We start from the raw sequence: 15,125 nt of genomic DNA, 5'->3' as shown, positions 1-15,125 counted from the left end.
ATGAAAAAATACTTGATATATATTTTATTGTTAATTGTAGGAGTTTTTCTAGGCTATCTATTTTTTAATTCTTCTGAAAAAAATTTAGAAAAAACACAAACACCTCTTACTGCAGAAACAAATGAACTTTGGACGTGCTCTATGCACCCACAAATTATAAGAGAAGAACCTGGTGATTGCCCAATCTGCGGAATGGAATTAATTCCGTTAGAAACAAATGGAAGTGAACTAAGTGAAAATCAATTTTCACTCTCTAAAAATGCTATGGCTCTTGCTAATATAGAGACCACAGTAGTTGGGCAATCTTCCTCTACCGCCAATAAAGTAACTCTTTCAGGAAAAATCACAGAAAATAAAGAAGAAACTGCCACCCAACCTGCTCATTTTAATGGTAGAATAGAAAAGTTATACGTAAATTCTCTTGGTGAATATGTGAAAATGGGACAACCTGTTGCGGTTATTTATTCTCCAGATTTAGTTGCTGCTCAGCAAGAATTAATTTCTGCCTATAAAAACAAAAAAAATCAGCCTAGATTATATGAAGCGGTACGTAATAAATTTAAAAACTGGCGTATTCATGAAAATCAATTAAAAAAAATAGAACAAAGCAAAAAGCCACTTACTAAAATTACCATTTACTCACACGTTGCTGGAGTAGTTACTTCTATAGATGTAACTGAAGGAGCACATATTATGGATGGTAAACCTATTTTTAAAGTTTCTAACCTGTCTACCGTATGGGCAGAGTTAGATGCTTATGAAAATGAGATGTATCAATTTAAAAAAGGGCAACCAATACTTGTAAAAGCAGATGCCTACCCTACTCAAGAATTTAAAACTACCATAAATTTTATAGATCCTGTTTTAAATGCCACTACCAGAACACTTGTAATTAGAGCAGAGCTTCAAAATAAAAATAAACTTTTAAAACCAGGTATGTTTATCACAGGTTACTTAGAAAATGATAATGTATCTAAAAAAAATCTAATTAGCGTACCTAAAAGTGCAGTGATGTGGACGGGAGAGCGTTCTACTGTTTACTTAAAGGTAGATAAAAACCTACCTGTTTTTGAAATGCGTGAAATTCAATTAGGAAATGAAACTGGCAATACCTATGCAGTTCTACATGGTTTACAAAAAGGGGACGAGATTGTTACTAACGGAACATTTACTGTAGATGCAGCGGCGCAACTACAAGGCAAAAAATCTATGATGACTGCAGAAAATAATTTATTAAGTATTAATGAAGAGAATACAGGAAAGTTTTATCAAATAGTAGATAACTACTTATCTATAAAAAATAATTTGGTAAAAACAGATTCTACTGCCGCACAACTATCTGCTCAAAAAACTTTAGCATTATTAAAAAATATCTCTACCGGAGAAGAAAAACTTCAGCAAGAATTTCAAAAATTACAAGAAAACCTTCTTCTTATACGCAATACTTCTTCTATAGTAAAACAAAGAGAATATTTTATTACTCTCTCACAAAATATAATTCAGTTGGCTAAACAAATTGCATCTACCCAGCAATTATATGTACAAAAATGCCCAATGACCAATAATAATAAAGGAGCCACTTGGATTAGTTTGAGTAAAAAAATTGAAAATCCGTATTACGGTAACTCTATGTTACAATGCGGAAGTGTGATAGATGTAATTAATTAAACGTCAATTTATAATTAAAGCAATATTTTTTTATTAATTTAGTTAATATAAATAATCGCAAAAACAACTATGCCGTAAAAGCTACTATTTAATTTTTATAAATTATGAATGCTTTACTTGAAAAAACAAAAAAACACTGCACGCAGCTACTATTAAAAAGTCGCTGTAATGAGCTTGCTTTTCATAACAACCAGCATACTAATGAAGTTTTTGCTTCTGCAAAGAAAATAGGCATATACTCAAATTTAAATGAAGAAGAGCTAGAGATTGTACTTTTAGCAGCTTTGTTTCATGACACTGGTAATATTGATTGTTTTAAAGACCATGAAGACATGAGCGCTCGCAAGGCTTCAGACTATTTAACTTCTATTGGTTTTAATTCTTCTAAAATTGAAAAAGTGGTAAAATGTATTTTAGCTACCAAAATGCCACAAACACCAACTAATTTATTAGAGCAAGTAATTTGTGATGCAGATTTATCTCACTTAGGGAAAAAAAACTTTATCTCTAAAAATAAACTTCTTAGAGAAGAATGGAGTGAGCACTTAAAAATGTGCTTTAGTAATAAAGAGTGGGTAAAACTAAATATAGACTTTTTAGAGCGTCATAAATATTTTACTTCTTACGGTAAAAAAGAACTTCAGCCTCAAAAAGAAATCAATTTAAGAATTTTGAAACAACAGTTTTCAGAAATTTACTAGTTATCCGTTTCTCAATAAAATAACTAACTACAAATAATAAAGCATTTACTATTATTTAAAGAGTATGGCTTTTTGTAAAAGTTGAAAAAGTGACAAGTATAAAATAGTTCTACTATCAATTCTTTGTCTATTTTTGAAATCAAAATCAATTTTTCAATGCGCATATTTGTTTTAAGTACGGGACGTTGTGGTTCTTTTAGTTTTGTAGAAGCCTGTAAGTACATAACAAATTATACTTGTGGCCATGAAACGCAATCTCAAAAATTAGGGCAAGAACGTTTTAATTATCCAGATAACCATATTGAAGCTGATAATCGCTTAAGTTGGCATTTGGGAGAATTAGAAAAAAACTTTCCTAAGCAAGTTTTCTATGTGCATTTGGTTAGAAATCGAGATAAAACAGCATCGAGTTATAACAAGCGCTTCTTTAAAAAGAAAAGTATGGTAGATGCTTATGCAGGAGGTATTAAAATGACTCCTCCAGAAACTCTTTCTAAAGAAGAGCAACTTCAGCTTTGCTATGATTATGTAGACACTGTTACTGCAAATATCCATTCTTTTTTAAAGCACCAACCGCAACACATTACCATTCGCCTTGAAAATATTAAAGAAGATTTTGAAAATTTTTGGAATGCAATTAATGCAGAAGGAGATTTAACGTCTGCCTTAAATAGTTTTAATAAAAGACACAATACTGCTAAAGAACACGAAAAATCTTATTTTCTATACCACTTAAAATTGTTTGTATTTAGACAGAAAAAAAGACTTCTAGGTTAATTTATTGTTTTTCTAACTTTTCATTTTTAGTTTAAAATTACAAGTAAACTCTAAAATAGAGTTTTGGGTAATGGCTACCTATATTGTTTTACTAATATGTAAACCAACTAAAAAATCGTTGATAACAAAACCTTTATCCTATTTCATAAGTTTAAATATTAGTTAATTTTGTCAAAAAAAATTAGATTATGCTTATTATAGGGATAGCTGGAGGAACCGGAAGTGGTAAAACAACAGTAGTAAATACCATTATAGATGAATTACAGCATGAAGAAGTAGCAGTAATTTCTCAAGATTCTTATTACAGAGATACAAGTGATCTTTCTTACGATCAACGTACTAAAATTAATTTTGACCATCCGCAGTCTATAGATTTTGAATTATTAGTAAAACACCTTAAACAATTAAAAGAAGGTAAATCTATTCCGCAACCAGTATACTCTTTTACAGACCATAACCGTACAGGAGAAACCATAGAAACTCCCCCTAAAAAAGTAATGTTAGTAGAAGGTATTTTAATACTTACCAACCCTGAGCTTCGTGAACTTTTTGATATCATGATTTACGTACACGCAGATAGTGATGAGCGTTTAATTAGAAGATTAAAAAGAGATATGAAAGAACGTGGCCGCGATTTAGACGAAGTTTTAAATCGTTACCAAACCACCTTAAAACCAATGCACCAGCAATTTATAGAACCTTCTAAAGAATTTGCAGATATAATTATCCCAAACAATAGATACAATACCGTTGCAGTAGATATTGTACAAACAATTATTAGAGAACGCTTAGACTAATTTTGTATCTTCGTAACAATGACACTAAAAAAACTTCGGCAAAAACGCTGGTTTAAAATTATAAGCAATAAATACGTGCTTATTTTACTAGTATTCTCTTTTTGGATGCTTTTTTTAGACAGTAACTCTTGGTTAGTTCACGAAGAATTAAATCAAGATCTAAACAAATTGCAAAACAATAAAGAATACTACCAAACAGAAATAAAAAAAGATAAAGCTATTATTGAAGGCTTAAATGACTCTTCTGAACTAGAAAAATTTGCTAGAGAAGAATATTATATGAAGCGTGAAAATGAAGAAATATTTATTATTGAATATGAAGATAGCGTAAAAAAAGATTAAATGATGACTAAAAAACTATTTGAAGATTTTACTGAAGTTTCTGAAAAAGAATGGAAACAAAAAATTCAGGTAGATTTGAAAGGTGCAGCCTATGAAAGTCTAATTTTTCATACAGATGAAGGGATAGATGTAAAACCGTTTTATCATCAAGAAAATTTCACCAAAAATCACGCTCCTGCAAACCCTACTAATTGGTATATTACAGAGCAATTTGTAATAAACTCAAAAACTACAAGTCAACAACTTTTAGAAAGTTTAAAAAAAGGAGCAGAAGCTCTTTGGTTAATTATCCCCTCTTCTGAGATTAATTTATCAAACCTACTTACCGAAATCGATTTAGAGAAAACACCCATTTTTCTCGATTTTCAATTTTTATCTCCAGAAACTCCTCTACAACTTAGAGAATTTTTAAAAAACAAGAAACATCAAGTTTCTGTAAGTATAGATATAGTTGGTCATCTTTCTGCAACCGGAAATTGGTTTTCTAACCAACAAGAAGATTTTAAAATTTTAGATAACTTTATTCTGCTAAATAATATAGTTTCTACTACAATTAGTATAGACACTTCTATTTACCAAAATGCTGGTGCCAATATAGTACAGCAACTAGCCTATGCGTTGTCACACGTAAACGAATATTTAAACTATTTAAATAAAAAATCACCAGAACAATTAAAAAACTTTAAACCTACTTTTAAAGTTACTACAGGCTCTAACTACTTTTTTGAAATTGCTAAACTAAAAGCATTAAGGCAATTATATGCTAGCTTGGCTAAAGTTTATCAAATTTCAGAAGAGATAGATATTCTAGCCTACCCTACCAAACGTAATAAAACTATTTACGATTATAATGTAAATATGTTACGTACCACAACAGAAAGTATGAGTGCTATTTTAGGAGGAGCAAATTGGGTTTGCAATGTTGCTTACGATGAAATTTATCACCACGATAATGATTTTGGAAGAAGAATAGCCCGCAATCAGCTTCTAGTTCTTAAAAAAGAAAGCTATTTTGATAAAGTAGCAAATGCTAGCGAAGGAAGCTATTATATAGAAGAAATTACAACTCAATTAGCAGAAAAAGCTTTAGATATATTTAAAGATATAGAAAAAGCTGGCGGCTGGATCACCTCTTTAATAGAAGGCACCATTCAGAGAAAAATAAAAGAACAAGCAAATAAAGAAGAAGCACAGTTTAATAAAGTAGAAAAAATATTAGTTGGTACTAATAAGTATCAAAATATGGAAGATAAAATGAAAGGTGATTTAGAGAAAGACCCTTTTCTTTTAAAAGAAAGTAGAAAAACATTGATTATCCCTATTATTCAAAAAAGACTTGCAGAGAAAAATGAACAAGAGCGTTTAAAAAAAGAATAATAGTAGAATGAGAACCTAAAATAAATTTAGGTTGATGTAAAACTCTAAAACAAATCAAGAACATGTCAAGAAAAGACGTTCAACATATACAACTTCAAAATTCAGACAATAAAACTTCTTCTTCAGAAACTTTTTCTACCGCAGAAAAAATTAAACTAAAAAAGTTTTATTCTGCAGAAGACACAAAAGATTTAGAACATCTAAATTTTGCAGCAGGAATTTCTCCTTTTTTACGTGGCCCTTACTCTACTATGTATGTACGTAGACCTTGGACAATTAGGCAATACGCTGGGTTTTCTACCGCAGAAGAAAGTAATGCTTTTTACAGAAGAAATTTAGCCGCAGGACAAAAAGGACTTTCTGTAGCTTTTGATTTAGCAACACATCGTGGTTATGATAGTGATCACGAACGTGTGGTGGGAGATGTTGGTAAAGCAGGAGTTGCCATAGACTCGGTAGAAGACATGAAAATTCTTTTTGATCAAATACCGCTTGATAAAATGTCAGTTTCTATGACCATGAACGGAGCAGTTTTACCTATCATGGCATTTTATATTGTTGCTGCAGAAGAGCAAGGTGTAAAACCAGAACAACTATCAGGAACCATTCAAAACGATATCCTTAAAGAGTTTATGGTGCGTAATACATACATTTACCCACCTAGCCCATCCATGAAAATTATCTCAGATATTTTTGAATATACTTCCAACAAAATGCCTCGTTTTAATAGCATTAGTATTTCTGGATATCATATGCAAGAAGCTGGTGCCACTTGTGATATTGAACTAGCATACACACTAGCTGACGGATTAGAATATATAAGAAAAGGTCTAGCTGCCGGGATGGATATAGATAGCTTTGCCCCTCGCCTTTCTTTTTTCTGGGCTATTGGAATGAATCATTTTATGGAAATTGCTAAAATGCGTGCAGGCAGAATGTTATGGGCAAAATTGGTAAAGCAATTTAACCCAAAAAACCAAAAATCACTTTCATTAAGAACTCATTGCCAAACTAGCGGTTGGAGCTTAACAGAGCAAGATCCTTTTAATAACGTAGCTAGAACTTGTATTGAAGCTTCTGCTGCTGCATTTGGAGGTACGCAAAGTTTACACACAAATGCTTTAGATGAAGCTATTGCTTTACCAACAGATTTTTCTGCTAGAATTGCTAGAAACACACAACTATATTTACAAGACGAAACAGATATCACCAAAACAGTAGACCCTTGGGCTGGTAGCTATTACGTTGAAAAATTAACTGATGAAATTGCGCAAAAAGCTTGGAAACTAATTGAAGAGGTTGAAGAATTGGGCGGAATGACCAAAGCTATAGAAAAAGGAATCCCAAAACTTAGAATTGAAGAAGCTGCAGCTAGAAAACAAGCTAGAATAGACAGTAACCAAGATGTAATTGTAGGTGTTAACAAATACCGAAGAGAAAAAGAAGACCCTATTGTTACGCTTGAGGTAGATAACCAAACCGTACGTAAGCAACAAATTGCTAGGTTGGAAGAAATTAAATCTAGTAGAAATAATGAAAAAGTTGAAGAAGCATTAAATAAATTAACTAAAGCTGCCAAAAATAAAACTGATAATTTATTAGAACTAGCCGTTAATGCTGCTAAAGCTAGAGCCAGTATTGGTGAAATTAGTATAGCTTTAGAAAAAATTTATGGCAGACATAAAGCACAAACCAAATCTTTTAGCGGTGTGTATAGTAAAGAAATTAAAGATGACAAATCGTTTAAAAAAGCACAAGAATTAGCAAATCAATTTGCTGAATTAGAAGGAAGAAGGCCAAGAATTATGATTGCTAAAATGGGGCAAGATGGTCACGATCGTGGTGCAAAAGTAGTAGCTACAGGTTATGCCGATGTTGGTTTTGATGTAGATATTGGTCCGTTGTTTCAAACACCAAAAGAAGCGGCTAAACAAGCGGTAGAAAATGATGTACATATCTTAGGGGTTTCATCTCTTGCAGCTGGACATAAAACTTTAGTACCTCAAGTAATTGAAGAGCTAAAAAATTATGGACGAGAAGATATTATGGTAATTGTAGGTGGTGTTATCCCTTCTGCAGATTATCAATACTTGTTTGATGCAGGTGCTGTTGCTGTTTTTGGTCCAGGAACTAAAATTAGCGATGCTGCTATTCAAATTTTAGAAATTTTAATTGATTCTGTAGAATAAAAAAAGTAATCACCTTCCTCTATATTTAAATTATAGAGGAAGTTATCTTATTTCTGTACAACCAATCTTTGCCCTTGCAGATCTATAGTGATAATTTCTCCTATCCAATCAATTCCCATAATACCTTCGTGAATTAAACCTGTAATAAACTGAGCCTTCACATTATTTATTTCTGTTTGGTTTTTAGCAGTACTCAATTTATTCAACTTAGTAAAGTAAAACTTATTACTATGCTCTGGTTTAAACATACTTGCTCTAACTTGTACCTCTGTACTTAGAGTGTCAATTGCAAGACTTTCTAAATAACGAGCATTAAATCTAAAAACTCCAGAACCCGCACCACTATCTAAATTCACTAATAAAGAAAGCTGGTCGTTCAAGGTTACATTTGTAGCAATCGCTACAGTTATCCCTTTATCATAATGTACTTTAATAGGCATTTCAAAATCTGCTGCTGCTACTCTTTTATTTACAGATTCAGCAGTCTCTACCACCAATTGTTTTTTCTTAAAATCTATTGTTAAAGGGGTATTTACAAATGGAGTTAGAGAGATTAATCCATCTATAGGAAAATCTAAATCATAAACTGCACATACGTCTTTTTTAAATTTAAAATCTGAAATCTCAATAAGTTTAGAATTCCATATATCACTCATAATCTCTTCTCCTGTTGCACGATGCCCTGTATGAAAGTGGTGTGTTTTTTCTAAATCTGAAATTTTATCTGCAAACTTTTTTATTAAAAGATTCATCCCTGCTCCAGTATCAAAAATAAACTTCCCTTCTACCCCATTCACTTTAGCATTTATCAATATATGTCCGTTAGGAGTTAATTGAAATGGAATAATTACTGGCTCTTTTCTTTCTTGTGAAAAAACTACGAAAGAAGTAAAGAAAATAGTAAATAATAAATTTTTCATAGATACGCTTTATTATTACAACGATTACATACACTACTTGTTACTAAACAAAGCTGAGATGCTATTGCTATTCACTGATAATTTTTCATTTATACGTCTTATTTTTTCTGAAAAAGAAAGTATATTTAAAAAAAACTAAGATCCATGAATTTTCAAGCTAAAATGTTGCGTGACGACGCACTTAAAAATAAAAATATTGTAGTAACTGGTGGTGGTAGTGGTTTAGGTAAAGCAATGACTAAATACTTCTTAGAACTAGGAGCGCAAGTTGCTATAACTAGTAGAAATTTAGAAAAGCTACAAACTACCGTTAAAGAACTAGAAGAAGAAACAGGTGGTAAATGTTTTGCTATTCAATGTGATGTAAGACTTTATGAAGAAGTAAAGCAAATGAGAGACGAGGCCATTAAACAAATGGGAAGCGTAGATATACTTTTAAACAATGCTGCTGGTAATTTTATATCACCAACAGAAAGACTTTCTGCCAATGCATTTGACACTATTATAGATATTGTTTTAAAAGGAAGTAAAAATTGCACCTTAGCATTTGGTAAACATTGGATAGACCAAAAAGAAACCAATAAAACAGTTTTAAATATTGTTACAACCTACGCCTGGACGGGTTCTGCATACGTAGTACCATCTGCAACAGCAAAAGCAGGAGTTTTAGCAATGACGCGTTCTTTAGCTGTAGAATGGGCTAAATACGGAATTAGGTTTAATGCCGTAGCACCAGGACCATTCCCTACCAAAGGTGCTTGGGACAGATTATTGCCTGGTAATTTAAAAGAAAAGTTTGATTTAGCACAAAAAGTACCATTAAAACGTGTGGGAGAACACCAAGAACTTGCCAACTTAGCAGCCTATTTAGTTTCAGATTTTTCTGCATACGTTAATGGGGAAGTTATCACCATAGATGGAGGTGAGTGGCTTAAAGGCGCAGGTCAATTTAATCTACTAGAAGACATACCATCTGAAATGTGGGACATGTTAGAAGAAATGATTAGAAAAAAGAAAAACAAGTAATTATTACCCATTGTTAAAAAACAACTATAAGTAATTTCTTTTAGCATTTTTAATTGGTATAATAAATTGTATTTTTACCATCTAAATCTAAAAATTCTTGATGGGTAAAATCATTGCAATTGCTAATCAAAAAGGAGGAGTTGGTAAAACCACTACCTCTGTTAACTTAGCTGCAGCGCTAGGTGTATTAGAGAAAAAAGTACTATTAATAGACGCAGATCCGCAAGCAAATGCAAGTTCTGGTTTAGGGATAGATGTAGAAACTGTAGAAGCTGGCACATATCAACTTTTAGAACATACGCTAAAAGCAGATGATGCTATAATTGCTACAGATTCTCCAAATTTAGATATAATTCCTGCTCATATAGACTTAGTAGCTATAGAAATTGAATTAGTAGATCAAGAACAGAGAGAATCTATGCTTAAAAAAGCGATAGTACATCTAAAAGAAAAGTATGACTATATTTTGATAGATTGTGCTCCTTCTTTAGGTTTACTTACTCTTAATGCATTAACCGCAGCAGACTCTGTTATTATCCCTATTCAATGTGAATACTTTGCTTTAGAAGGTTTAGGTAAATTACTTAACACCATAAAAAGCGTTCAAAAAATTCACAATGCTAATTTAGATATAGAAGGTTTATTATTAACCATGTACGATTCTCGCCTTAGATTATCTAATCAAGTAGTAGATGAAGTTACAAAGCATTTTGAAGAAATGGTATTCAAAACCATTATTCAACGTAACGTTAGACTAAGTGAAGCCCCTAGTTATGGTGAAAGTATTATTAATTATGATGCTAGTAGTAAGGGTGCTAATAATTACTTGAGTTTAGCTGAAGAAATTATAAAGAAAAATAGTTAAGCATATATGGCGAAGGCAACAAAAAAGCAAGCACTAGGTCGTGGTCTCTCTGCATTATTAAAAGATCCAGATAATGACATTAAATCTGCAAAAGATAAAAATGCAGATAAAGTGGTAGGCAATATTGTAGAATTAGAGCTAGAAGCTATTGAGGTTAACCCTTTTCAGCCAAGAACAAGCTTTAATGAAGATGCTTTAAAAGAATTAGCTACTTCTATTAAAGAGCTAGGTGTAATTCAGCCCATAACTGTTAGAAAAATAGATTTTAACAAATACCAATTAGTATCTGGTGAGCGTCGTTATAGAGCTTCTAAAATAGTAGGTTTAAAAACTGTACCTGCTTACATAAGAATAGCTAACGATCAAGAGTCTCTAGAAATGGCGTTAGTAGAAAATATACAACGTCAAGATTTAGACCCTATAGAAATTGCACTTTCTTACCAACGTTTAATAGACGAAATAGATTTAACTCAAGAACAAATGAGTGAGCGTATTGGTAAAAATAGATCTACTATTGCCAATTACCTTAGGTTGCTAAAATTAGATCCTATTATTCAAACAGGTATGCGTGACGGCTTCTTATCTATGGGGCACGGTAGAGCTCTTATTAATGTTGAAGACCCAGATGTACAATTAAATATTTACGAAAAAATAATTCAGGCATCTTTATCTGTAAGAGATACAGAACAACTGGTAAGATCTTATCAAAAAAATGGCAAAGCATCTGTCAATAAAAAAAATACAACACCAAGTATACCTTCAGAAATTAATTCGTCATTAAAAAATTTCTCAGAATATTTTGGAGCAAAAGTTGATGTAAAAGTTAGCAAAAAAGGCAATGGAAAACTAATTATTCCGTTTTCTTCTGAAGAAGACTTTAAACGTCTACAAAAACTCATAGAAGGTGAAGCATAAAATCATAATTGTTCTATTCATTACTTTTTCTATCTTTCAATTAAGTGCTCAAGAAAAAGATACTTTAGCATTTCGTACAGATAATATTGCTCAAGTAAATGAAAATCAAGGTGATTTTAAAGAGTATAACCCTCTAGCGCCTGCAAAAGCTGCGTTTTATTCTGCTATATTTCCTGGTTTAGGTCAAATTTATAATAAACGCTATTGGAAATTACCTATAGTATATGGTGCTATTGGTACAAGTGTGGCTATTTACATTTATAATAACGATCAATACCACCGTTATAGAGATGCGTATAAAAGAAGATTAGCAGGTTATAATGATGATGAGTTTCAAGATCTGTTAAGTGATGATAGTTTAATAGATGCACAAGAACAATTTCAGAGTAATAAAGAACTTACTCTCTTAGTAACAGCAGCTATTTACATTTTAAATATAGTAGATGCCAATGTAGATGCGCATTTACAACAATTTAATGTAAGCAACGATCTTACATTAAACCCAAGTTTTGATTATAACCAATTCACTGGAGAAGCAAATTTTGGCTTGTCTCTAAATATAAAATTTTAAATATGAAAATTGCAATTTTAGGATACGGAAGAATGGGAAAGACCATTGAACGAATTGCTATTGAAAGAGGTCACGAAATAGTTTACAAAACTTCAGAACCTATAAATATTACCGAACTTAAAAAAGCAGAAGTTGCCATAGATTTTAGTATTCCAACAGCGGCTTTTAACAATATTACTACTTGTTTTAAAGAAAATGTACCTGTAATATGTGGTACAACTGGTTGGTTAGAAAAATACGACGAAGCAGTTTCTATCTGTAAAGCTAATAACGCTGCTTTTATCTACGGATCTAATTTTAGTTTAGGAGTTAATTTATTTTTTGAATTAAATAATAAACTTGCAAAAATGATGAGCAAGTTTAACGAGTATGATGTAGAAGTAGAAGAAATACATCACACTAAAAAATTAGACAAACCTAGCGGTACAGCTATCACTTTAACCAAAGGTATTCTAGAAAACACTAGCAAAACAGACTGGAAACTTATAGAAAACCAAGAGAAGGTAGATTCTAAAACAATCCCTGTGGTTGCTAAAAGAGAAGATGAAGTACCAGGTACCCACACTATTAAATATTCTTCAGAAATTGATGAAATTGAAATAAAGCATACCGCACACTCTAGAGAAGGTTTTGCTTTAGGTGCCGTAATTGCTTCAGAATGGATTAAAAATAAAAATGGAGTATTTACTATGAAAGATGTTTTAGATTTATAATCTGTAACAAAAATCTTTTTATACGTACTTATAAAATAAACAATACAAGAAATGACGTTTACTCAGTGGTTTATATTTTTTTTAGTAGTTCAAGTAATTCATGCGGCAGGTACTTGGAAGCTTTATAAAAAAGCAGGAAGACAGGCTTGGGAAGCTATTATTCCTATTTATAACGCAGTAGTTCTCATGAAAATCATCAATAGACCTTGGTGGTGGACTATCTTACTATTTATACCTATTGTTAACCTAATTATGTTTCCTGTAATTTGGGTAGAAACTGCTAGAAGTTTTGGTAAACACACTAAATTAGATACTTGGCTTACTATATTAACTTTAGGTTTCTATTTGTACTATATTAACTACACCCAAGAAGTTTCTTATATTGAAGAAAGAAGTTTAAAACCTAGAACAGAAGTTGGTGAATGGGTAAGTTCTATTTTATTTGCTGTAGTTGCCGCTACTATTGTGCATACGTATTTTATACAGCCATTTACTATACCTACTTCATCTTTAGAAAAAACGTTATTAGTAGGTGATTTTTTATTTGTAAGTAAGTTTCATTACGGAGCAAGAGCTCCAAAAACTACGGTTTCTTTTCCAATGGTACATGATACAATACCTGTTTTAGGTATAAAATCTTATACTAATTGGCCAGAGCTTCCTTATTTTAGATTTCCAGGGTTTGAAAAAATAGAACGTAATGATATTGTGGTTTTTAACTGGCCTGTAGATACAGTTAGAAAGTTTTTTGACCGTTCCGGTAAACATTACCAAAAACCTATAGATAAAAAATCTAACTACGTAAAAAGAGCTGTTGGTATACCAGGAGATTCTTTAAAAATTGTTGACGGAAAAATCTATATTAACAATGAACCATTGGTGTTACCAGAGAGAGCTAAACCTCAATACTCTTACATTGTACAAGGTAAAGGTCAAGGTTTTGATTTAAAAAATTTAGCACAACGCTACGGTATTACAGATGGTGTGGCTTGGTATAATCAAGCAGAAAGACAATATAGGTTTATCTCTTTGTCTGAAGAAGCTATACAGAAATTTAAAAATCACCCGAATGTAGCTTCTATAACAAAAATTATAGACCCTGCAGGTAAAACAGACCCTAGAATTTTTCCTTCTCCAAGAATGAATTGGAATCACGATCAAATTGGTGGTATCTATATTCCGGAGCAAGGTAAAACAGTAGCCATCACTCCTGCTTCACTTCCGTTTTACAAACGTATTATTGAAGTTTATGAAGGAAAAGAAATGGGTATTGACAATAAAATTTCTGTAAACGGAACCAAAGTTCTTCTTAACGGAAAACAGATTACAGAATACACCTTTAAACAGAACTACTACTTTATGATGGGAGATAACCGCCATAATAGTGAAGATAGTCGCTTTTGGGGATATGTGCCAGAAAACCACGTGGTAGGTAAGCCTGTATTTATTTGGATGAGTTGGGATAGTAACGGTGACGGCTTTTTTAATAAAATACGTTGGGAAAGATTGTTTACTACCGTAGGCGGTAACGGCAAACCTGTTTCTTATTTCTACTATTTTTTAATTGGTTTAGTAATAGTTATTGGTTTTAATTTTTTCAGAAAAAGAAAAAAGAATAGCTAAAACATGAAAACGGTTTTACTACATCCTGCTTATTTTGGAACTATTTTTCAATTTTGCCATATTGCACAAGCAGAAGAAATTCTTTTTGAGAATGAAGATAATTACCAAAAACAAACTTACAGAACACGTCAATATATTTATGGCGCAAATGGCTCTTTGTTATTAAACATACCTATAAAACATACAGGTAACAAAGAAAAAAAACAGAAATATAAAGATGTAAAAATAGAGCAGCAGTTTAACTGGCAAACCATACATTGGCGCTCTTTAGAGGCTGCTTATAGAACTTCTCCGTTTTTTGAGTTTTACGAAGATGAATTAATTCAACTTTACCAAAAAGAGTATAATTTTCTTTTAGATTTTAATTATGCTTGCTTTCAAGCAACTGTAGATTGTCTACAAATAGATATACCGCACCAAAAAACAACAGAATATTTTACAGAAGATTTACCAAAGGAGATTACAGACCAACGTAAATTGATTAATGCAAAGGGGCTAAAAAAACCTTTACTTGAAAATTACACCCAAGTATTTGAAGAGAAACACGGCTTTTTACCCAACCTCTCTATTTTAGATTTACTGTTTAACGAAGGACCAAATAGCTTAAACTATTTAGAAAATCAAAATTTAGAGTAAGTAAG

The 15,125-nt window shown here is 31.8% G+C and carries 15 protein-coding genes; 14 read left to right on the top strand and 1 reads right to left on the bottom strand.

Annotated elements, in window-relative coordinates:
• The 7 genes from BUC03_RS10760 to scpA all read left to right on the top strand — a co-directional run bounded on the left by BUC03_RS10760 (position 1) and on the right by scpA (position 7,851).
• The gene (locus BUC03_RS10760) at positions 1-1,668 is read left to right on the top strand and encodes an efflux RND transporter periplasmic adaptor subunit (RefSeq protein WP_073151674.1); all 1,668 of its coding nucleotides are present in this window, start codon (positions 1-3) and stop codon (positions 1,666-1,668) included.
• A gap of 104 nt (positions 1,669-1,772) precedes the next feature.
• On the top strand, positions 1,773-2,369 hold the full coding sequence (locus tag BUC03_RS10755; protein ID WP_073151671.1) for an HD domain-containing protein: 597 nt from the start codon (positions 1,773-1,775) through the stop codon (positions 2,367-2,369).
• A 156-nt stretch (positions 2,370-2,525) separates the two neighbouring features.
• Positions 2,526-3,146: a hypothetical protein gene (locus tag BUC03_RS10750; protein ID WP_073151669.1), complete on the top strand. Its 621-nt coding sequence runs from the start codon at positions 2,526-2,528 to the stop codon at positions 3,144-3,146.
• Positions 3,147-3,334: 188 nt separating this feature from the next.
• On the top strand, positions 3,335-3,943 hold the full coding sequence (udk, locus tag BUC03_RS10745) for a uridine kinase (protein ID WP_073151666.1): 609 nt from the start codon (positions 3,335-3,337) through the stop codon (positions 3,941-3,943).
• A gap of 18 nt (positions 3,944-3,961) precedes the next feature.
• Complete coding sequence (locus BUC03_RS10740) at positions 3,962-4,285, top strand: FtsB family cell division protein (RefSeq protein WP_073151663.1); 324 nt, start codon at positions 3,962-3,964, stop codon at positions 4,283-4,285.
• Positions 4,286-5,662: a methylmalonyl-CoA mutase subunit beta gene (locus BUC03_RS10735; RefSeq protein WP_317041168.1), complete on the top strand. Its 1,377-nt coding sequence runs from the start codon at positions 4,286-4,288 to the stop codon at positions 5,660-5,662.
• A 53-nt stretch (positions 5,663-5,715) separates the two neighbouring features.
• Positions 5,716-7,851 carry a methylmalonyl-CoA mutase gene (gene scpA, locus BUC03_RS10730; protein WP_262493975.1) on the top strand — a complete coding sequence of 712 codons (2,136 nt, stop codon included), beginning with the start codon at positions 5,716-5,718 and terminating at the stop codon, positions 7,849-7,851.
• A 47-nt stretch (positions 7,852-7,898) separates the two neighbouring features.
• Here scpA and BUC03_RS10725 read toward each other — a convergent pair whose 3' ends face one another.
• On the bottom strand, positions 7,899-8,771 hold the full coding sequence (locus BUC03_RS10725) for a retropepsin-like aspartic protease (RefSeq protein WP_073151657.1): 873 nt from the start codon (positions 8,769-8,771) through the stop codon (positions 7,899-7,901).
• A gap of 144 nt (positions 8,772-8,915) precedes the next feature.
• On the opposite strand from BUC03_RS10725, the gene BUC03_RS10720 reads away from it, so the two are divergent.
• The 7 genes from BUC03_RS10720 to BUC03_RS10690 all read left to right on the top strand — a co-directional run bounded on the left by BUC03_RS10720 (position 8,916) and on the right by BUC03_RS10690 (position 15,120).
• Positions 8,916-9,797 (top strand): SDR family oxidoreductase, encoded by an 882-nt coding sequence (locus tag BUC03_RS10720; protein WP_073151654.1) that lies wholly within the window; start codon positions 8,916-8,918, stop codon positions 9,795-9,797.
• 100 nt (positions 9,798-9,897) lie between these two features.
• Positions 9,898-10,662 carry a ParA family protein gene (locus tag BUC03_RS10715; protein WP_073151651.1) on the top strand — a complete coding sequence of 255 codons (765 nt, stop codon included), beginning with the start codon at positions 9,898-9,900 and terminating at the stop codon, positions 10,660-10,662.
• Between the two features lie 6 nt (positions 10,663-10,668).
• Positions 10,669-11,577: a ParB/RepB/Spo0J family partition protein gene (locus BUC03_RS10710; RefSeq protein WP_073151648.1), complete on the top strand. Its 909-nt coding sequence runs from the start codon at positions 10,669-10,671 to the stop codon at positions 11,575-11,577.
• Complete coding sequence (locus BUC03_RS10705; protein WP_073151645.1) at positions 11,567-12,148, top strand: DUF5683 domain-containing protein; 582 nt, start codon at positions 11,567-11,569, stop codon at positions 12,146-12,148. Before BUC03_RS10710 ends, BUC03_RS10705 begins: the two co-directional genes overlap by 11 nt.
• Before the next feature lie 2 nt (positions 12,149-12,150).
• Positions 12,151-12,861 (top strand): 4-hydroxy-tetrahydrodipicolinate reductase, encoded by a 711-nt coding sequence (gene dapB, locus BUC03_RS10700; RefSeq protein ID WP_073151642.1) that lies wholly within the window; start codon positions 12,151-12,153, stop codon positions 12,859-12,861.
• 51 nt (positions 12,862-12,912) lie between these two features.
• Positions 12,913-14,484 carry a signal peptidase I gene (lepB, locus tag BUC03_RS10695; protein ID WP_073151640.1) on the top strand — a complete coding sequence of 524 codons (1,572 nt, stop codon included), beginning with the start codon at positions 12,913-12,915 and terminating at the stop codon, positions 14,482-14,484.
• Between the two features lie 3 nt (positions 14,485-14,487).
• Complete coding sequence (locus BUC03_RS10690; protein ID WP_073151637.1) at positions 14,488-15,120, top strand: WbqC family protein; 633 nt, start codon at positions 14,488-14,490, stop codon at positions 15,118-15,120.
• Positions 15,121-15,125 lie beyond the last annotated feature (5 nt).

Origin of the sequence: Mesonia phycicola (assembly GCF_900141885.1) — a bacterium.
Lineage (GTDB): Bacteria > Bacteroidota > Bacteroidia > Flavobacteriales > Flavobacteriaceae > Mesonia > Mesonia phycicola.
Note: the sequence above shows the minus strand (reverse complement) of the source record. Positions and strands in the feature narration are given on the sequence as shown.